This window comes from Streptomyces chartreusis (assembly GCF_008704715.1).
GTDB lineage: Bacteria > Actinomycetota > Actinomycetes > Streptomycetales > Streptomycetaceae > Streptomyces > Streptomyces chartreusis.
Window position 1 is genome coordinate 6,164,973 of the sequence record NZ_CP023689.1, and the last position, 18,845, is coordinate 6,183,817.

Consider the following 18,845-nt stretch of genomic DNA (forward strand, 5'->3'; position numbering starts at 1 on the left):
TGAGGATGCGGGGCCCGTCCCGCGGGGGGAGCCTCCAGGTATCTGGAGGTTCACGATGGGATCACTGCGGGTCGCTCTCTGTACGATCGCCGCCCTCGGGGCGGTCGCCGTCACCCCGGCGGCACACGCGACGGACGGAGGCGTCTCGCTGAGTCCGTCGTCCCCGCGGCCGGGCGGCGACATCACCCTGCGGGTGAGCGGATGCCCGCAGCGGACCGCCACCGCCGTCTCCAAGGCGTTCGTCGCCGACGCCCGCCTCACCGTCGCCGGCGACGGCGAACTCGTCGGCGAGAGCCGCGTCCGCTCCACCGCCAGGGCCGGCAGCTACGACGTCCGGGTCACCTGCGGTGACACCTCCCGCACGGGCGCCGTCACCGTCGCCGCCAAGGCCGCGGGACACTCCGTGCGGCACGGACCGCAGCCGGCCTCGTCCGCGTCTCCCACGGCCCCCGTCCGGGCCGGCGGCGGGGGCACGTCCCGGCTCGCCATGGTGGACGCCCGCGAGGAGGGCCCCGGCACCGCCCACACCGTGACCGGACTGATCCTGGCCGGCGTCGCCGCCACGGCCGTCGCCCTGCGCAGCGCCCGCCGCGGCAGACGGCCGCGCTGACCATGGCCGAGCAGGAGAACTCCGGTCACCGCGGCCGGATCCTCATGGGCGTCGCCTGGACCGTGCTGCTGCTCGGGCTGTGGTTGTGGGGCAGAGAGGTCACCGATGTCCGCCAGGGCGCGGCCGCCCCGGTGTCCGGCGACGTCGCAGCCGTCGGACGCCCCGCCTCCGTCCAACTGCCGCCCGCCGCACGCCCACTCGGCGACGCACTCCCGCAGCGCCTCGACATCCCCGCGCTCGACCTGCGCGCACCGGTCGTCGCCCGCGGGCTCGACGCGCAGGCCGCCATCGATCCGCCGCCCTACGCGCAGGCCGGCGCCGTCGGCTGGTACGCGGCCGGGGTGAAGCCCGGAGCGGTGGGCGCGGCGCTGATGGTGGGGCACGTCGACACCGAGAGCGCGCCCGCCGTCTTCCACCGTCTCGGCGTACTGCGTCCCGGCGCGACGGTGCGGGTGCTGCGCGACGACGGCAGGGTCGCCGAGTTCACCGTGGACGACGTCCGTGTCGTCTCCCGCGAGAACTTCGACGCCCACCAGGTCTACGGCGCCCACCGGCCGGGCCGCGCCGAACTGCGCCTGATCACCTGCGCCGGCACCTTCGACCGGGCGGCCCGCGCCTACTCGGCGAACGTCGTCGTCTCGGCGTACCTCACGGGCACGGGGCTGTGAGGGGACGGGACGCACCGGGCCCGATCGGCGACCTGCTCCCCCCGAAGCCGCCGACCGGGCCGGTCCTCGACCGCGGGCGCACGGGCTGCGGGAGTAACCCGGCGTCCGGCGCGGGAGGCCTTGTGCGACCAGTGGAGACGGGCCGACCGGGGGCTGGGGTCGTCCGGGGACGACTCTAGAACGGGAGACCGTCCCGGGCCTAGTGGTCGCCCCGCTCCGCCGCCCGGCGCAGCTCGGCGTCGTCCGCGACCCGGTCGATGACCGACCGCGCCACCCGGTCCAAAGACAGCTGATGGCGGCGCGCGTACTGCCGCAGCGCCACGAAGGCATCGTCGGCGGCGGTGTTCCAGCGCTCGGCGAGCATGCCCTTGGCCTGCTCGATCCGCACCCTGCTCGACAGGGCTTCCTGCAACTGACCGGCCAGGGTGCGGCACTGCGTGTACGTGCTGTTGTTCTCCAGCCCCAGGGCCGCGCAGTCCGCGATGAGCTGCGCCAGCCGCAGCGTCGTGCCGTCGTCGGGCGGGGAGCCACCGGGCACGGCGGGCCCGAAGACGTTCAGCGCGCCCAGCACCCGCTCCCGGCGACGCAACGGGACCGCGTAGGTGACGGCGATGCCATGGGCGAGGGCCCGCTCGGTGAACTCGGGCCAGCGGCCCGCGGCCCGGGCCGCCCCGATCGACACCGGCGGCACGGGCCGGCCGGAGCCGCAGCAGTCCGCACAGGGCCCGCCGCCGTGCTGCGCCGCCAGGAGCTCCAGTACGACCTCCCGGTCCGCGCTGCCCGCCGCCGGCGCCACCGCCCGGCCGTCGTCGATCAGCATGATCCCGGCCGCCCGCGCGGGCAGCAGCCGTACGCAGTGGTCGGCGACGCGCGACAAATGGTGCGCGGCCTCGAACTCCTCGACGAGCGTGTCCGCCGACTCCACCAACGCCTCGGCGAGCCGTATCTCCCGGGTGGACTGGTGCATGAGCGCGCACTCCCCTTCCCTGTCTCCCCTGATTCCCCTGTTTTCCCGCCGGCGGGCATGCCGCCGCCCCGCCCCCCTGGAAGTCGTCATAGTGGCTGTAACAGCTCCCCGACAAGGCTCGGCGACCTCGTTCGCCCCAGGACACGTATGTCAGGATTGAGCCTTGGAACAAAGCACCCGAGGGGGAGCTGGATGTACCTGAAGAGGGGGGCCTGGAGGGGCGCTCGCGCGCGGACGTCCGCGATGCTGCTGGGGGCGGCACTGCTGGTCGCGGGCTGTTCCTCCGGGGACGGAGACGAACCGGACGACAACTCCGGCGCCGGGATCACCCAACAGCCAAAGGGCACCGACCCGTTCTGGGTGAACCCGGACGGGAACGCCGCCGCGCAGGTGGCCGACTACGAGAAGGGCGGCAAGAAGGACGACGCCGAGCAGATCCGCAAGATAGCCCAGCAGCCGACCGGCGAGTGGATCGGCCCGGAGAACCCGGAGGACGAGGCACGCGGCTACACGGAGGCCGCCGACAAGGCGGGCCGTACGGCCCTGCTGGTCCTCTACAACATCCCGCACCGCGACTGCGGCCAGTACTCCCAGGGCGGCGCCGCCGACGGCAACGCCTACCGGGACTGGATCGACGGTGTGGCCAAGGGCATCGAGGACCGCGCCGCGACGGTGATCCTGGAGCCGGACGCGCTGCTGCACCTGGTGGACGGCTGTACCCCGGACGAGTTCCACGAGGAGCGCTACGACCTCCTCAAGGGCGCCATCGGCAAGCTGAAGTCGCTGAAGAACACCAAGGTCTACGTGGACGCGGGCAACGCCGGCTGGGGCCATCCCGACCAGATCTTCGAGCCCCTGAAGTGGGCGGGCATCGACCAGGCCGACGGCTTCTCGGTCAATGTCTCCAACTTCTACACGACCAAGGACTCGATCGCGTACGGCAAGCAGCTCAGCGGCAAGGTGGGCGGCAAGCCCTTCGTGATCGACACCAGCCGCAACGGCAACGGCCCCTACACCGAGGGCGACCCGAACGAACGCTGGTGCAACCCGCCCGGCCGTGCGCTCGGCGAGACCCCGACGACCAAGACGTCCGACCCCCTGGTCGACGCCTACGTCTGGGTCAAACGCCCCGGAGAGTCGGACGGCGAATGCAAGGGCGGCCCGAAGGCGGGCCAGTGGTGGGCGGAGTACGCCTTGAAACTCGCGAAGGCCAGTAAGTAACGCCGGGACTCATGTGGCTGGCGGCGGCCCCTACGCCCCAAGGGGCGCGGGGAACTGCGCGACCAGCCACATGGAACCGGCAGCCGAAGACGAAACCCGCGGCAGCGCTACGGCACTCGAACCCACTGCGCCTTGCTGGGCGTCCCCTGATCGTCCGTGACGAACAGCATGTACCACCCCGACGGAACCAGGTTCCGGTTCGTCGGCACATCCACCGTGATCTTGTCGCCGGACTTCTTGAAGTCCAGCTTCACCGACCGCTGGTCCACGTCCGTGACGTGCGTCGACGCGCTCGGCCGGATCAGCCGTACGTTCTCGATGGACGAGGCGTGCTGCGAGGTGAACGTCCCCGTGCCGCCCCGCTTGATGGTCTGCGGCCCGCCCGACAGCGACGGCTGCGCGTCCCGGTACAGATACGGCGGCGTGTAGATCTCGATCCGCTGCTCGAACTCGCCCGGCTTGGTGTTGGCCGCGTCGGCGTACAGCGAGTCCGAGCCGAAGAACATCACCCGGCCGTCGGGCAGCAGGATCGACCCCGAGTGGTAGTTACGGCCCACCAGCGGGTCGGCCACCCGGTCGAGCTCGCTCGCGCCAGGACGGTAGAGGTGCGCCTGGAGGATGTTGGAGTCGCCACGGCCCCGGTAGTCCTCGGAACCGCCCGACAGCAGCACGGAGTCGTCCGGCAGCACCGAAGCCTGCGGATACCGCGTGCCCTTCTCCAGCGACGGCCCGTCCACGAACTTCGGGGCGTCGTCGTTCAGGTCGATGATCCGAGTCTTCTCGCTGGACTCCTTGGACTCGCCGACGCCACCGCCGCCGACCACCATGTACTTCTCGTCCTGCGCCGGCGGCAGCAGCACCGTGCCCGAGGTCTCCATCAGCTTGGAGTCGCTCAGACCCGGCAGCTTGCTGAACTTGTTGGTGTCCACGTCCCAGATGCCCGGCTCACGGCCCACGTTGTCCGGGCCGTAGCCCGCGTTCGACCCCGAGTAGAAGATCTTGCCGTTCTCCAGCGGGAACAGCGCCGGGTACGTCGGGAACTGCCGCAGCTTCTGGAGGTACGTCCACTTCTTGGTCTTCGGGTCGTACACCTCGTTCTTGCCCGGCACGAGCTGGCCGATGTCGTCGAGGCCGGAGACGCTGAGGATCTTGCCGTTGCCCAGGGTGGTGAGCGTCGGGTACCAGCGGGCCTCGTGCATCGGGTCGACCTTGATGTACTTCTCGGCGACCGGGTCGAACTCGTAGGCGTCCCGGATGCCCTGGAAGTCCTTCTTGTCGAGGGCGAGCTTCTGCGCGATGCCGTACGTGTTGCGCGCGTCGGCGCCGGACAACCCCTGGATCCGGTAGTTGTCCTGGGTGCCGGTCTCGTACTTGGCGCCCTTCTTCTGCGCCTCGACGTAGATCCGGCCGAGGCCGGGGTCGTTGCGCAGGAACTCGCCGGTCGCCTTGTCGAAGACCTTCTTCGCGCGCGGCACCAGCACCGGGTCCTTGGAGACGAAGGTCTTGCCGTTCTCCTTGCCGGTGAACTTGGTGCCCGCGGGCAGCGTGATCGGCTCGTCCGGGTTCTCGTTGTGGACGATCATCAGGCCGCCGGCCTTGGTGACGTCACCCTTGAGCTTCTCGTACCGCTTCGTGCCGCCCGCGATCAGCAGGTTGCCGTTGGAGAGCTGGGTGTGGCCGGTGCAGAACAGGTCGTTCGGCGTCGGCACCTTCTTGATCGTGCCCTTGACCGGGTCCCAGATCCGGGTGTCGTACTTCTTCGCGTCGAAGTTGTCCTGGTTGTTGCCCGAGCCCGCGATCAGCAGCACCTTGCCGGTGTGCAGGAGCGCCGCGTGGATGGTGTTGAGGCGGTACTCCTCGGGGAAATCGACGATCTCCCACTTGCCGTTCTCGGCTTTGTACTCGGGCTTGTTGATTTGGTACTGGTGGTATTTCTCGGTGCCGACGCGATAGAGCCACGGCCCGTTCATTCCGGCCAGCGCGATGACCACCGCCGTGCCTATCGCGAGTCGACGGGCGCGGCGGCGGCCTGCACGGTCGTTCATTCCTTACGTCCCCCAAGTCCACCAAGGGCGATCTGCATCGTCTGGTCATTGCCGCCGCTGCCCGACGCGGCCCAGCTCGGCTTCTGCTGGCCGTGGGGCGTGTGCGGCGGCGTGGCGTGCGCGGGCATCGGCTGCGGCTGGTACGAAGCCGCGGTCGCGCCCGTCGCCACCGCGTCCTGCGGCCCGGTCTGGGCCGGCACGGTCGCGGCGGGCTTCTTCTTCTCCTGACGCAGCATGTAGCGCCAGGCGAAGATCGGCGTCGCCGTGATCAGCATGGCAAAGATCGCCCAGGTGATCATCGCGGGGTGCGAGTGGCCGTAGACGAAACCGGCGGCGATCGAGGCGCCGAAGATCGCGATGAAGTACCAGTGGTAGCGGAAGGTGCCGAACCACCGGTCGGGGCTCGCGGAATCGCCCTTCGGAGTGACGACGAACTTGCTCTTCTTGCGCAGCACCGAGTCGACCAGCGCCTTGGCGTACAGCGGCGCCGACAGCGCCGACATCACCATGCCGGCCACGCCGCCGGAGCCCTCGGGCTCGTGCGGCGAGACGTTGTGGCGGCGGTTCCAGACGTACAGGCCGATCTGGAGCGCGGAGGCGTTGCCGTAGAGCATCAGCCAGATCGTCGGGTCGATGTTCACACCCGAGGCGCCCAGGCCCAGGAACAGCGCACAGCTCAGCGCCGCCAGGATCCAGTTGAGGGCGGACATCGGGTAGAAGATGATCATCATCGTGTAGTTGAAGAGCTTGCTCGGCGGCAGCGAGTACCAGCCCTTCCAGTACTGCTTGAGGATCGTCTCGTACGTCCCTCGCGACCAGCGCATCTGCTGGGTGAAGAAGTCCGTCCAGGCGCTCGGGCCCTCACCGACGGCGAGCACGTCCGGCGTGTAGACCGAGCGCCACTTCTTGCCCGTCGCCGGGTTCTTGTGACGGTGGATCTCGAAGCCGGTCGCCATGTCCTCGGTGATCGAGTCGTACAGGCCGCCGATCTGCTTGAGCGCCTTGATGCGTACGGCGTTCGACGTACCCACGAACATCGGGGAGCCGTACTTGTTGCCCGCCCGCTGGATGAGGGCGTGGAAGAGGAACTGCTGCGACTCGGCGGCCTTGGTGACGAAGTTGTCGTAGTTGCCGTAGACCTGCGGGCCGATGACGAAGCCGATGTTCGGGTCCCGGAAGAAGCCGAGCATCCGCTCCAGGTAGTTCGGCAGCGGCACGTGGTCGGTGTCGACCGAGGCGAAGAAGTCGTAGTCGTCACCGTGTGCGTCCAGCCAGGCGTTGTAGTTGCCGTGCTTGGTCTTGGCGCGGTGCGGGCCCTTCGCCTGGTTCCACTTCGCAACGCCCTTGCGGGAGAAGTGGTGCACGCCGAGCCGGGCGCAGACCTCCTTGACCTCCGCGTTGTCGCCCTCGTCGAGCAGCCAGACGTGCATGAGGCCCCGGTGGCGCAGCTTGACGGCCGCCTCCAGGGTCTTCGTCACCATCTCCAGCGGCTCCTTGCCGGGCACGAAGGAGGTGAGGAAGGCCACTCTCGTGCCGGTCTCCGGCACCACCGGGATCGGGTCGCGGGCGACCAGCGTGGCGTGCGCGTTGGACAGCACGTTCATGCAGCGGAAGAACTCGATCAGGCCGATCGAGACGAGCATGACTATGTCGAGCGCCGGCAGGAAGTCGAAGGCGGGGTAGTCCCGTTCGGTCCAGTGCTCGGGCTGGAGCAGCCAGAACAGCAGCACCAGCGACAGCACCGGGGCCGCGGCGAGCATCAGGGCGACCCTGATCCGGTGCGGCTCCTGCGAGATCAGCGAGCGGTACTGGACCCGGTACGGCTTGTTCGGATCGGGCTGGGTGAGGGGACCGGCCAGCCGGCTGTAGTGCTCGTAGTCATACTTCGGCAGCGTCTTCTTGATCCGGCGGAATGTGCCGGTCCGTGTTTGCGAAGGCACCCGTAGTTGGGTGGTCTGAGACGGGTCGAAGTTCTGCCGGGCGCCCGTCGGCGTCGACGTCATGAGTCATCCCCCCACACGCAGGTCACCGCGTGTCTGTCGGTTCCTTTACGACTGTGTCGATCCCCCTCGACCTTCACAGGCGTATCAGTGGTGGGCCGCAGTCACCACATCTTCCACACCTTAGACATGGAAACGCGACCTTCCGGTTGCATCATGCCCCCCTCGGCATGCGGTCATGAACGGGGCCCCCTACTCCCCGTAAAAACCGGCAACCGGCTCCTTGCCCCCCAACTGCCGCGTATCCGCAGCATCTTGGTAAACCCAACCCCAGGGTTCTACGGCGTTCCGCATGATCGCAAGATGCGAAACGAGGTGTTTACCGGTCATACGCGCTCATTGTGGCACCTGTGGGGGTGTTGTGTATTCGTTGTGGACACGCGGGCGCGGATGTTGCCGAAGTGCTCCCGTATCGCCTCCTCCGCCCGTATCGCGTCGCCGGACCGCACCGCGTCCACGATCTCCCGGTGCTGCCGGCAGGTGACCAGGGGATCCTGCGGAGCACCCCCGAGGTCGGTGTGGACCCGGTGGAAGGCGTCCCAGAACGCCTCCATGACCTCGCCCAGCAACGCGTTGTCCAGCCCTCGGTAGAGGGTGGCGTGAAAGGCCCGGTCGGTCTCGGCGATGCCGTCGCCGCCCAGTGCGGCCTGCTCTTCCATACGGTCGACGAGCGCGTCCAGTTCAACGAGGTCGGTGTCCGGTAGCCGGCCGGCGAGCCGTGCCACCAGACCCGTCTCCACGGCCTCCCGCAGCTGCACGAGCTGGAGGAGGGTGTCCTCGCCGCGGTGATGTCCGGCGACCGTGCGGAAGGCGAGGCCCTCGACCATGGGGGCGAGGGACATCGCGCCGACGTAGGTGCCGAAGCCGTGCCGGATCTCCACGATGCCCATCGCCTGCAGACCCTTGAGCGCCTCGCGCACGGAGTTGCGGCTTGCACCCAGGTGAGCCATCAGCTCGGGCTCGGTCGGCAGCGGGGCCCCGGAGGCCAGCCGACGGTCGATGATGAGCTTCTTGATCCGCTCTTGCAGGTCACGAGCTGCCATGGCCAGAGGGTATCCGGCCAAACACGCAGGAAGCCCCTCGCTTGCACGAGGGGCTTCCCGGCTGTCTGTGCGCCGCCAGGGACTCGAACCCCGGACCCGCTGATGCTGCATCTCCCGGGGGATAACCCCCGGACCCCCAGCCGCCTCCGCGTGACCTACGTCAAAAGCGGAAGCCCCCCGCAGCTGCGAGGGGCCTTCACTGTCGGTGCGCCGCCAGGGACTCGAACCCCGGACCCGCTGATTAAGAGTCAGCTGCTCTAACCAACTGAGCTAGCGGCGCCTGCTGACCCGTGAACTCTACATGACCTGCGGGGGTGGATCCGACCATGGCGGCGGGGCGGCGCGGTGCTTCCGGGGGCTGTAAACCATTCGGACCGTCAACATGCGAGTGCGGAAGACCGTTGAGAAACTGACGGGGTGTACAGCCGCGGACATTTCCGACTGGAGTGTGAGGGGAATCGCATGGAGGCTCGGACTCCGGTATTCGAGGAAATCGATCCGGGGGGTGACTGCGACTGCCCCGGATGCGTTCACTGGAGACGCGTCCTGCCGCATTCCACACCTGGTCGGCACCACACCGCCCACCGAGCCCTGATTCTCGCCGCAGCCGCCTCCACCACTCTCGTCGTCGGCCACACGGCCCCCGCTCTCGCCGCCCCCCACACCGTCGACCGCCCGGCCGTTCCTGCAGATGAAGAGCCCAGTACGCCCCAGGGAGGCAAGGCCCCGCTGCACGGTCCCGGCGGGAAGCCGGCCCAGCCCGCCGGCCCGGTCAAGACGCCTCCGACCACCCGCGCGGAGATCATCAAACGGGCCAAGAAATGGGTCACCGCGAAGGTGCCGTACAGCATGTCCAGGTACTGGTCCGACGGATACCGGCAGGACTGCTCGGGGTTCGTCTCGATGGCCTGGAGTCTCACCGGAAACGAATGGACCGGAAGCCTCGGCCAGTACGGCGTCCGTATCTCCAAGGAGGAACTCCAGCCCGGTGACATGTTGCTGTTCCATAATCCCGCGGACCCCCAGAAAGGCTCGCACGTAGTCATTTTCGGCGGCTGGACGGACTACACGCACACCAACTACATCGCCTACGAGTCGGCTCCGCCGCACGCCCGGCGCCAGTCCACCCCGTACGCCTACTGGAACCACTCCGACCGCTACGTGGCCTACCGGTACAAGGGCCTCACGAGCGGCACCTCGGCGGGCAAGAAACCGGACACCGAGCAGCAGGCCGGCACCAAGACGGAGACCGGCACGAAGTCCGAGGCCGGTACGAAGACCGAGGCCGGTACGAAGACGGAGGCCGGGCAGCAGGGTGCCGCCGAGCCGGACACCGCCAAGTCCGCGAGTCAGAAGAGCCCGGCGCCGTACCCGGGGCGGGCCCACTTCGGTCCCGGTGCCAACAACAAGCACGTCACCCGGCTGGGCCGCCTCCTCGTCGAGCGCGGCGCCGGCCACCACTACACCACCGGCCCGGGCCCTCGCTGGTCGGACGCCGACCGCAGGGCCACCCAGGCCTTCCAGCTCGCGCAGGGCTGGCGGGGCCAGGACGCGGACGGCCTGCCGGGGCCGGGCACATGGAAGCTGCTGGTGACGGGCAAGGGCAAGGACATCCCGGCCGCCGCCACCGCGGCCCCGCCGCCCGAGCAGTCGGCGTCGCACGGGGTGCCCGGCTATCCGGGGCGGGCGCTGTTCCGGCCGGGCGCCGACAACCAGTACGTGACCCAGCTCGGCAAGCAGCTCGTGAAGAAGGGGTTCGGCAAGCACTACAAGACCGGACCGGGCCCGCGCTGGGGCCAGTCGGACCGGCGTGCGGTCGAGGCGTTCCAGCGCACCCAGGGCTGGCGCGGCGGCGCGGCGGACGGCTATCCGGGGCCGGAGACCTGGCGGCGGCTGTTCGCGTAGCGGCCCAGCACGCACGCGCTCGACAACCAAGGCCGTACGACCACGGCCGCACGACCTTCCTGTGACGCATCTGGCGCGGAGGCTGGAGGCAACGCATGACCACGACCACTTCTCACACGCCCGAGCCCGAGGGGTTCGCCGGGCCGGCCGAGGTGCCGGCCCGGCCCGCACGGCTGATCCAGAACGAGGTGACCACCGAGATCCCCGTCCATCTGCTGTTCCGTGACGAGGCGGGCCCGGTGTCCGTGCCGCTCAGACCGACGGTCGTCGCCCGCCGGCAGGGCACGGGCGAGCAGCCGCGGCTGCGCCGCCCGGTCCAGCCGAAGCCGCGTCCCGAACCACAGGTCGACCCCGAACTGGTGGAGCGGCCCGCGCGGGTGCTGCCCGGAGCCGCGGGCGTGCTCGCCGGGGCCTGCGGAGCGGCCGGGTGCCTCGCCGCCTCGTGGTGGGCCGGGGTGCTGCCGCCGTCGGCGGTGCAAGCGCTGGGGCTGCCGGTGTCGGCGGGGGCGGAGCTGGGTCCGGCGCAGTGGGCGGCATACGCGGGAGCCGGGGCGCTGGGGCTGCTCGGATTCGGCGGGCTGGCCCGTGGGTCGACCGGACGGGCCTGGGTGCTCGGGCTGTTCGGACGCTACCGGGGGACGGTCCGGCGCACCGGCCTGATGTGGGTCAACCCGCTGCTGCTGCGCCGCCGGGTCGACGTACGGCTGCGGCACTGGCGCAGCGAGCCGTTGCCGGCGGCCGACGGCAACGGGGTCGCGGTGCGGGTGGTCGTCCAGGTGGTGTGGCGGGTGAAGGACACCGCGCGGGCGCTGCTCGGGGTGGAGGACCACGAGTCGTATCTGCGCGAGGGCGTCGAGGCGGCGCTGGCCCGGGTGCCGGTGGAGATGCCGGGCGGCCCGCGGGGCTCGGTCGAGGCGACCGGCGAGTCACTGACCCGCCTGGTGGTGCGGGACGCGGACGCGGTCGGCCTGGAGGTGTTCTCGGTGCGGCCGGTGCGGGTGGAGTACGCGCCCGAGGTCGCCGCCGCCATGCACCGTCGCCGGGTCGCCGCGCTGGACGCGCAGGACCGGGCCACCATGGTCGACTCGGTCGTCGACTCGGTCGAGGACACGGTGACGCGGCTGACCGTGCGGGGCCTGGTCGAGCTGGACGACTACGAACGCAAGGCGCTGGTCAAGGACTTGACGGTGGCGTTCTGCGCGGGACGGGGCGAGACAACGATCTGACGGCCCCGCGACGGCCCCTCGAACATCTCCCTCTATTGGTATGGACATGTTCAACAGTCAGCAATAATCTGAGACTTGGTCTAGACCTGCAAGCTCGCCGAACTTCCCCCACGTTCCCAGGAGCAGCAGCATGCGCAGAAAGGCCAAGTTGTACGCAGCCGCACTCGGGCTCAGCACGGCCGGGGCCCTCGTGCTCTCCACCGGTGGCGCCAGCAGTCATGGCTACACCGATCTCCCCATCAGTCGGCAGAAGCTCTGCCAGAACGGCACCGTGACCAACTGCGGCTCCATCCAGTGGGAGCCGCAGAGCGTCGAGGGGCCGAAGGGCTTCCCGGGCTCCGGCCCGGCCGACGGACAGCTCTGCAACGCAGGACTGGGTCAGTTCTCCCAGCTCAGCGCGTCCAAGACGCCGTCCGGCGGTGCGTGGCCCGCAACCAAGGTGAACGGCGGTCAGAGCTACACCTTCCGCTGGCAGTTCACCGCGATGCACGCCACGACCGACTTCAAGTACTACATCACCAAGCCGGGCTGGAACCAGAACCACAACCTCTCCCGCTCGGACCTCAACCTCACGCCGTTCTTCACGGTCCCGTACAACGGGCAGCGGCCGCCGTCCACGCTCTCCCACACCGGCACCCTGCCGTCCGGGCTGAGCGGTCGTCACGTCATCCTCGCGGTGTGGACGATCGCCGACACGAGCAACGCGTTCTACGCGTGCTCGGACGTGACGTTCTGAGGTTCTCTTGAGTCAGTGCCCAGGCCGGCGTGGGTAGGTTCCTCCCACGCCGGCCGATCGGGGTCGGCGCATCGACCTCGGGGGATGTGCGATGGACGTGATCTTTTACGCCGTGCCCGGCCTGATCATGGCCGTGGCCCTGTTCATGGCGTACCGGGTGGTGTACCGCTCGTCCCAGATGCGCAGTGCCTGGAACAGCGGGCTCACCGCGCAGGCGCGCTGTCTGCGGATGTACGCGACCAGTCACGGCGGCGGCGGGGACAGCCGCGTGTACACCACGCTGCACCACGTGTACGAGTTCGTCACCCATGACGGCCGGCTCGTCCGCTTCGAGGAGGAGGACGGCCCGGGGACGACCCTCGAGGGCGACTTCGTGACCGTCCACTACGCCGACGGGCCGCGGGTGGTGGCCACGGCGCACCGACCGAGCCACGGCAGGCAGGCGGCGGCCACCGTCGGCGTCCTCACCTTCCTCGGGGTGGTCGTGCTGTTCTGCGTCGGCTTCATGGCCACCTACACGGACATGTCCTCGGGCATGGACGCGATGGGCGGCTTCTGACCCTCGCACGCTCCTGGCCCTCCATATCTGACGGTGTGTCAACTACCGTGCGCCTCCATGGAGTCCACTACGGCACGCACGGTCGCGGAGCTGGTGGCGGCAGGGTGGGGCGACCACCGGCCGGGGCTGTGGTTCGAGGAGCGGACGCTCACCCGGCACGAGGTGGCCGCCGGTGCCGCCGCTCGTGCGGCGCTGCTGGCCGAGCTGCTGCCGCCCGGCGCCGAGCCGCACATCGGAGTGCTCCTCGACAACACCCCGGAGTACCCGATGTGGCTGGGTGCGGCGGCCCTCGCCGGTGCCGCGGTCGCCGGGATCAACCCCACCCGCCGGGGCCCCGAACTCGCCCGCGACATCCGGCACACCGAGTGCCGGGTCCTGGTCACCGAGCGGTCCCGGCTGCCGCTGCTCGACGGCATCGAACTGCCGGGAGTGCGTCTGCTGCTGACGGGGACGCCGGAGTACGACGCCCTGCTCGCCCCGTACGCCGACGCCCGGCCAGACCCCTCCCGCGCCGACCCGCGCGACCGGCTCCTGCTGTACTTCACCTCCGGCTCGACCGGCGCCCCCAAGGCCGCGATCTGCAGCCAGGGGCGGCTGGCCGCGGCGGGGTACTCCCTGGCGGAGCAGTTCCGGGTGCGGCCCGACGACGTGCACTACATCTGCATGCCGATGTTCCACGGCAACGCGGTCATCGCCGACTGGGCGCCCGCCCTCGCGGCCGGCGCGGGCGTGGCGCTGCGCCGCCGGTTCTCGGCGTCGAACTTCCTCGCGGACGTCCGGCGCTACCGGGCGACGTACTTCACCTATGTGGGCCGGGCCGTCCAGTACGTCCTCGCCACCGAGCCGCGGCCCGACGACCGGGACAACCCGCTGCGGCTCGGCTTCGGCACGGAGGCGGGCGCCGTGGACGCCGCCGCCTTCGAGCGCCGGTTCGGGGTACGGCTGGTGGAGGGGTACGGCTCCTCCGAGGGTGGGGCCGCCGTGCAGTGGTCGCCGGGAACGCCGCCGGGGGCCGTCGGGCGGGCGGGGCCCGGTCTCGTCGTACTGGATCCGGAGACCCGCAAGGAGTGTCCGCCGGCGGTCTTCGACGCGGGCGGGCGGCTGGTCAACGGGGACGCGGCCATCGGTGAGCTGGTCAACCAGGGGTCGAACCCCTTCGAGGGGTACTGGCGCAATCCCGAGGCGGAGGCCGAGCGGCGGCGTGGGGGCTGGTACTGGACCGGGGACCTGTTCTGCCGGGACGCCGACGGCTATCTGTACTTCGCGGGGCGCGGCGACGACCGGCTGCGGGTCGACGGGGAGAACCTGTCCGCCGCGATGATCGAGAACATCCTCGCCCGCTACGAGGGGGCGTCCGCCGTCGCCGTGTACGCGGTGCCGGATCCGGTGACCGGGGACCAGGTCATGGCGACGATCGCCGGGGAGTTCGACCCGGTCGCCTTCGCCGGGTTCCTGCTGGCCCAGCCGGACCTGGGGACGAAGATGGCGCCCCGGTTCGTGCGGGTCGTGGAGCGGATGCCGGTGACCGCCACGAACAAGATCCACCGGGCCGGCCTCAGACGGGAGGGGCCGCGCTGCGCCGATCCGGTGTGGTGGCGGCCACCGGGCGAGCGGACCTACCGCAGGCTCACGGAGACGGACACCCTGACATACGTCGAAGGGCCCCTCGCTCCCACGAGAGGCCCTTCGTCTGTGCGCCGCCAGGGACTCGAACCCCGGACCCGCTGATTAAGAGTCAGCTGCTCTAACCAACTGAGCTAGCGGCGCATGACCCGTGCCGACCGCGATTTTGTGCCTTTCGCGGCGGCGACGAAGAAAATACTACCTGGTCCGCAGGGGTGCTCCGGACCACTGCGGAGCGCGCCGGTCAGGACTGGATCGCCAGCGACAGCAGCACCGGCGCGGCGCTGCGGTTCAGGGCGTCCGCCGCCTGGCGCAGCCGGTGCGCGTGCTCCACCGGGAGCGACAGGGCGAGGCAGCCCACCGAGGAGCCGGCCGTGATCGGGACGGCCGCGCACACCGTGCCCACCGCGTACTCCTGGAGGTCGAGGTGGGGGACCGTCGGCGGCTGCGACTCCAGGCGGGAGAGCAGCACCCGGTCGTTGGTGATCGTGCGCGAGGTGAGGCGGGCCATCTTGTGCCGCGAGAGGTGGTCGCGCCGGCCGTTGTGGTCGAGCTGCCCCAGCAGGCTCTTGCCGATCGCGGTGGCGTGGGCGGAGAAGCGGAAGTCGACCCACTCGTTGACCACGGGGGTGGCCGGACCGGCCGCGAACTGGTCGATCTTGACCTCTCCGTCGATGTACCGGCTGATGTACACGGCGGCACCGACGGAGTCCCGCAGCCGGTCCAGGGTGTGCTGGAGGTTGTCCCGCAGGGCCTGCTCACGGCCCTGGGCGGAACCGAGGCGGGCCAGGGCGTCGCCCGTGACGTACGCCCCGTCGGCGATCTGCTCGACATAGCCCTCGCGGCGCAGCATCCGCAGGAGGCCGGTCAGGCGCTCCGGGCCTATACCGGTGTGCCGGGCGAGCTCGGCCTCGGTGACTCCGGTGCTGTGCCGCGCCACGGTCTCCAGGACGCGCAGGGCGTCCTGGACCGAGTGGTACGGCGTCGTCGACTCGTGCTGGAGCGCCACGGTTCCCCCTGCGGTCGCACGTCGCTTCTCATCGGGCCCGGTTCGAGTGAGTCAGTCCCCTCCACGATAACGGGCAAGAGGCTTGTAGTGAGCGGTTGTTGACGAGATCGCGACGCCCTCAACTGCGGTGGTAGCACCCTGGCATATGCCGCAGTCAAGGGCCCCGCGAAGAGTCACAGCACAGCGCTGAGGAACTCCCGTGTCCGGTCGTTCTCGGGGTCGTTGAAGATCTTCTCCGGGGTGCCGGACTCGATGACCCGGCCGGAGTCGAACATCAGGACCTGGTCCGAGATGTCCCGGGCGAAATTCATCTCGTGGGTCACACAGAGCATCGTGATGTCGGTGGTGCGCGCGATGTCCCGCAGCAGGTCCAGAACGCCCGCGACCAGCTCCGGGTCCAGCGCCGACGTCACCTCGTCGAGCAGCAGCACCTGCGGACGCATCGCCAGCGCCCGCGCTATCGCCACCCGCTGCTGCTGGCCGCCGGACAGCTGGGTCGGACGGGCGTCGCACTTGTCGGCGAGGCCCACCATGTCCAGCAGCTCACGGGCGCGCGCCTCGGCCTCGTCCTTCGACATGCCGAGCACGGTGACCGGCGCCTCGGTGATGTTGCGCAGCACGGTCATGTTCGGGAACAGGTTGAACTGCTGGAACACCATCCCGATCTTCTTGCGGACCTCGCGGATCTGCTTCTCGGGAGCGGGGAACAGCTGCTGCCCGTCCACCGTGATCCGGCCCTCGTCCGGCTTGGTCAGCGTCATCAGCAGCCGCAGGATCGTGGTCTTGCCCGATCCGGACGGTCCGATCAGCGTGACGTGCTTGCCGGCCTGGACCGAGAAGTCGAGGTTGTCGAGGACGGTGTTGTCGCCGAACCGCTTGGTGACCTGCTCGAGACGGATCAGTTCGCCGTTGGAGCGGTTCTCGGCCGGGTTCTTCTCAGGGTTGTGCTGGATGTCAGTGGACAAGACGTCGCTCCAGGGCTCGCAGGAGGAGGGAGGCCAGGTAGGAGATGAGGATGAAGGCCACGCCGATCACGGTGAGGGGCTCGGTGAACTGGAAGTTCTCCTGGGAGAACAGCCGCGCCCGGCCGAGCATGTCGAGGACGGTGATCGCCATCAGCAGCGGCGTGTCCTTGAGCATCGAGATCACGTAATTGCCGAGCGCCGGCACCACGCGGCGGATCGCCTGCGGCAGGATCACCATCCGCCACGTCCTGGTCATCGGCAGGTTCAGTGCCGTCGCGGCCTCCCACTGGCCGACGGGCACCGCCTCGATGCCGGCGCGGTAGACCTGCATCGTGTACGTCGAGTAGTGCAGGCCGATCGCGAAGACGCCGGTGGTCAGCGCCGAGAAGGTCAGGCCCCACTCGGGCAGCACGTAGAACAGGAAGAACAGCTGCACCAGCAGAGGGGTGTTGCGGATGAACTCGGTGACCACTCCCACCGGCCAGCGCACCCAGCGCGTCGGCGTCCGCATCAGCAGGGCCCACACCAGGCCCAGGGCGAACGAGATCAGCGAACCCAGGACGAGGGCCTGGAGGGTGACCAGCAGACCGTCCCAGAAGTACGGCATGAAGTCGCTCACGGCGTTCCAGTCCCACTTCATGACACCGCACCTCCGACGCCGGTGGTCTGCGCGCGCTTGAACTCATCGGCGGTCACGCCGCTCGCCGGGGCCTTCCCGACCCCTGCCTTGAGCTTCTTCTCCAGCCCACGCATCACGCGGGTGAGGAGGAAGGCGATCACGAAGTAGATGAGCAGGATGTACGTGTAGATCTCCGCGCTCTCCTGGAGCGCGAGGCGCACCAGGTTGCCGCTGAAGGCCAGGTCGCCCATGCCCATGATCGACACCAGGGCGGTGCCCTTGAGCAGTTCGATCAGCAGGTTGGAGAACGGCGGGATCATCTCCGGCACCGCCTGCGGCAGCAGGACCAGACGCATCCGCTGCCAGGGCGTGAAGCTGAGCGCGATTCCGCCCTCCTTCTGCGCCGGGTCGACGGCGCCCAGCGCACCGCGCACGATCTCCGAGCCGTAGGCGCCGTACGTCAGGCCGAGGGCCAGCGTGCCCGCCCACAGGGGCACCAGCTGCCAGCCGAAGGCCGGGGGCAGCACGAAGAACACCCAGAAGATCATCACGAGCGCGGAGGTCCCGCGGAACACCTCGGTGTAGAAGCCCGCGAGGAAGCGCACGACCCACAGCCGGTGGGTCCGTGCGACACCGACCACGAAAGACACCGCGGCGGCCAGCAGCGCGCTGAGGACGAGGAGCTGGACGGTGGTCCAGATCCCCTTGAGTACGAGTTCCCAGAGTCCTGAGGTCATCCGCCGCAGAGCTCCTTCGCGGTCAGATCCGTCATCTCGTTCTCCGTGAAGCCGAACGGCTTCAGGATGCGCAGCAGTTCGCCGCTCTTCTTGAGCTTGGCCAGCTCGACGTTGAAGGCGTCCCGGAGCTTCGTCTCGGTCGGCCGGAACGCGAACGCGCCGCCGTCGACGTGCGGTTCGCCCTCGACAAGGGGCGCGAAGGCCTTGGTGGACTCCGCCTTGGCCGACTTCTTGACGACCTCACGGGTGGTCAGCGCCGTACCGGCGAAGACGTCCACGCGCCCCGCCTCGACGGCGTTCAGCCCCGCGACCTGGTCCGGCACGATCAGGATGTCGCCCTCCTCGTACCCCGCCTCGACGGCGTACTGGATCTCGGCGTAGCCGGTCCCGGTGGCGAACCTGGCCTTCTTCTCGACGACGTCCTTGTAGTCGTGCAGGCCCTTGGGGTTGCCCTTGCGCACGATGAAGGAGTCGAGCATCTGGTAGTCCGGGTCGGAGAATATGACCTGCTCACAGCGCTCGGGGTTGACGTACATCCCCGCGGCCACCACGTCGAACTGCTGGGAGTTCAGACCCGGGATCAGCGATCCGAACTCGGTCGGCACGGGCTGCACCTTGTCGACGCCCAGCCGTTTGAAGATGACCTTGGCCAGTTCCGGTGCCTCGCCGGTCAGGTCTCCGTTCTTGTCGATGTAGCCGAAGGGGATCTCTCCCGCGATTCCGAGGCGTACGACGCCCGCCGCCCTGAGCCGGTCGAGCAGGTCGCCGCCGTCCTCGGTCGATGCCGTGGCCACCCGCGAGCAGCCGGCGGCCCCCAGCGCACCGAGCGCCGCCACCCCCGCGAGCAGCGACCGGCGCGTGGTCCCAGGTGTGTCTCTGTCGTTCCCATTAGGTGGAGCCATGGCGGCGCGG

The 18,845-nt window shown here is 69.6% G+C and carries 17 protein-coding genes and 2 tRNA genes; 8 read left to right on the top strand and 11 right to left on the bottom strand.

What is annotated here, in order from left to right; genetic code table 11:
• Nucleotides 1-55 precede the first annotated feature (55 nt).
• Both CP983_RS27110 and CP983_RS27115 read left to right on the top strand, forming a co-directional pair.
• Nucleotides 56-610 (top strand): hypothetical protein, encoded by a 555-nt coding sequence (locus CP983_RS27110; RefSeq protein ID WP_150502367.1) that lies wholly within the window; start codon nt 56-58, stop codon nt 608-610.
• 2 nt (nt 611-612) lie between these two features.
• A complete protein-coding gene (locus CP983_RS27115) occupies nt 613-1,278 on the top strand; it encodes a class F sortase (RefSeq protein WP_150502370.1) in 666 nt (221 codons plus the stop codon).
• Between the two features lie 199 nt (nt 1,279-1,477).
• Here CP983_RS27115 and CP983_RS27120 read toward each other — a convergent pair whose 3' ends face one another.
• Nucleotides 1,478-2,245 (bottom strand): GAF and ANTAR domain-containing protein, encoded by a 768-nt coding sequence (locus CP983_RS27120; RefSeq protein WP_125525952.1) that lies wholly within the window; start codon nt 2,243-2,245, stop codon nt 1,478-1,480.
• 192 nt (nt 2,246-2,437) lie between these two features.
• Between CP983_RS27120 and CP983_RS27125 the strand changes: the two genes are divergently transcribed.
• Nucleotides 2,438-3,466: a glycoside hydrolase family 6 protein gene (locus CP983_RS27125; RefSeq protein ID WP_150502372.1), complete on the top strand. Its 1,029-nt coding sequence runs from the start codon at nt 2,438-2,440 to the stop codon at nt 3,464-3,466.
• A 107-nt stretch (nt 3,467-3,573) separates the two neighbouring features.
• On the opposite strand, the gene glxA is transcribed toward CP983_RS27125, so the two are convergent.
• From glxA to CP983_RS27145, 4 genes are all read right to left on the bottom strand, one after another.
• The gene (gene glxA / locus CP983_RS27130; RefSeq protein WP_125525950.1) at nt 3,574-5,511 is read right to left on the bottom strand and encodes a radical copper oxidase GlxA; all 1,938 of its coding nucleotides are present in this window, start codon (nt 5,509-5,511) and stop codon (nt 3,574-3,576) included.
• The gene (locus CP983_RS27135; protein ID WP_150502374.1) at nt 5,508-7,514 is read right to left on the bottom strand and encodes a glycosyltransferase family 2 protein; all 2,007 of its coding nucleotides are present in this window, start codon (nt 7,512-7,514) and stop codon (nt 5,508-5,510) included. The genes glxA and CP983_RS27135 overlap by 4 nt, the downstream gene beginning before the upstream one ends.
• 323 nt (nt 7,515-7,837) lie before the next feature.
• Nucleotides 7,838-8,554 carry a FadR/GntR family transcriptional regulator gene (locus CP983_RS27140; RefSeq protein ID WP_107905599.1) on the bottom strand — a complete coding sequence of 239 codons (717 nt, stop codon included), beginning with the start codon at nt 8,552-8,554 and terminating at the stop codon, nt 7,838-7,840.
• A gap of 206 nt (nt 8,555-8,760) precedes the next feature.
• Nucleotides 8,761-8,834: transfer RNA gene (locus CP983_RS27145), tRNA-Lys, on the bottom strand.
• Between the two features lie 182 nt (nt 8,835-9,016).
• On the opposite strand from CP983_RS27145, the gene CP983_RS27150 reads away from it, so the two are divergent.
• From CP983_RS27150 to CP983_RS27170, 5 genes are all read left to right on the top strand, one after another.
• Nucleotides 9,017-10,459: a peptidoglycan-binding protein gene (locus CP983_RS27150; RefSeq protein WP_150502376.1), complete on the top strand. Its 1,443-nt coding sequence runs from the start codon at nt 9,017-9,019 to the stop codon at nt 10,457-10,459.
• Between the two features lie 95 nt (nt 10,460-10,554).
• Complete coding sequence (locus tag CP983_RS27155) at nt 10,555-11,685, top strand: SPFH domain-containing protein (RefSeq protein ID WP_150502378.1); 1,131 nt, start codon at nt 10,555-10,557, stop codon at nt 11,683-11,685.
• Between the two features lie 130 nt (nt 11,686-11,815).
• Entirely contained in the window at nt 11,816-12,421 is a 606-nt protein-coding gene (locus CP983_RS27160; protein WP_107905596.1) for a lytic polysaccharide monooxygenase auxiliary activity family 9 protein, read from the top strand.
• A 91-nt stretch (nt 12,422-12,512) separates the two neighbouring features.
• Complete coding sequence (locus CP983_RS27165) at nt 12,513-12,980, top strand: DUF3592 domain-containing protein (RefSeq protein WP_150502380.1); 468 nt, start codon at nt 12,513-12,515, stop codon at nt 12,978-12,980.
• Nucleotides 12,981-13,037: 57 nt separating this feature from the next.
• Nucleotides 13,038-14,708 carry a long-chain-fatty-acid--CoA ligase gene (locus CP983_RS27170; RefSeq protein WP_150502382.1) on the top strand — a complete coding sequence of 557 codons (1,671 nt, stop codon included), beginning with the start codon at nt 13,038-13,040 and terminating at the stop codon, nt 14,706-14,708.
• On the opposite strand, the gene CP983_RS27175 is transcribed toward CP983_RS27170, so the two are convergent.
• The 6 genes from CP983_RS27175 to ehuB form a co-directional block, all read right to left on the bottom strand.
• Nucleotides 14,674-14,747 (bottom strand) — tRNA-Lys (locus CP983_RS27175). The genes CP983_RS27170 and CP983_RS27175 overlap by 35 nt on opposite strands.
• 100 nt (nt 14,748-14,847) lie before the next feature.
• A complete protein-coding gene (locus CP983_RS27180; RefSeq protein ID WP_107905594.1) occupies nt 14,848-15,612 on the bottom strand; it encodes an IclR family transcriptional regulator in 765 nt (254 codons plus the stop codon).
• A 173-nt stretch (nt 15,613-15,785) separates the two neighbouring features.
• On the bottom strand, nt 15,786-16,577 hold the full coding sequence (ehuA, locus tag CP983_RS27185; protein WP_107905593.1) for an ectoine/hydroxyectoine ABC transporter ATP-binding protein EhuA: 792 nt from the start codon (nt 16,575-16,577) through the stop codon (nt 15,786-15,788).
• Entirely contained in the window at nt 16,567-17,217 is a 651-nt protein-coding gene (gene ehuD / locus CP983_RS27190; protein ID WP_107905592.1) for an ectoine/hydroxyectoine ABC transporter permease subunit EhuD, read from the bottom strand. The genes ehuA and ehuD overlap by 11 nt, the downstream gene beginning before the upstream one ends.
• A complete protein-coding gene (gene ehuC / locus CP983_RS27195) occupies nt 17,214-17,933 on the bottom strand; it encodes an ectoine/hydroxyectoine ABC transporter permease subunit EhuC (protein ID WP_107905591.1) in 720 nt (239 codons plus the stop codon). Before ehuC ends, ehuD begins: the two co-directional genes overlap by 4 nt.
• Nucleotides 17,930-18,835, bottom strand: a complete 906-nt coding sequence (ehuB, locus tag CP983_RS27200; RefSeq protein WP_163016920.1) for an ectoine/hydroxyectoine ABC transporter substrate-binding protein EhuB — start codon at nt 18,833-18,835, stop codon at nt 17,930-17,932. Before ehuB ends, ehuC begins: the two co-directional genes overlap by 4 nt.
• Between the last annotated feature and the right edge of the window lie 10 nt (nt 18,836-18,845).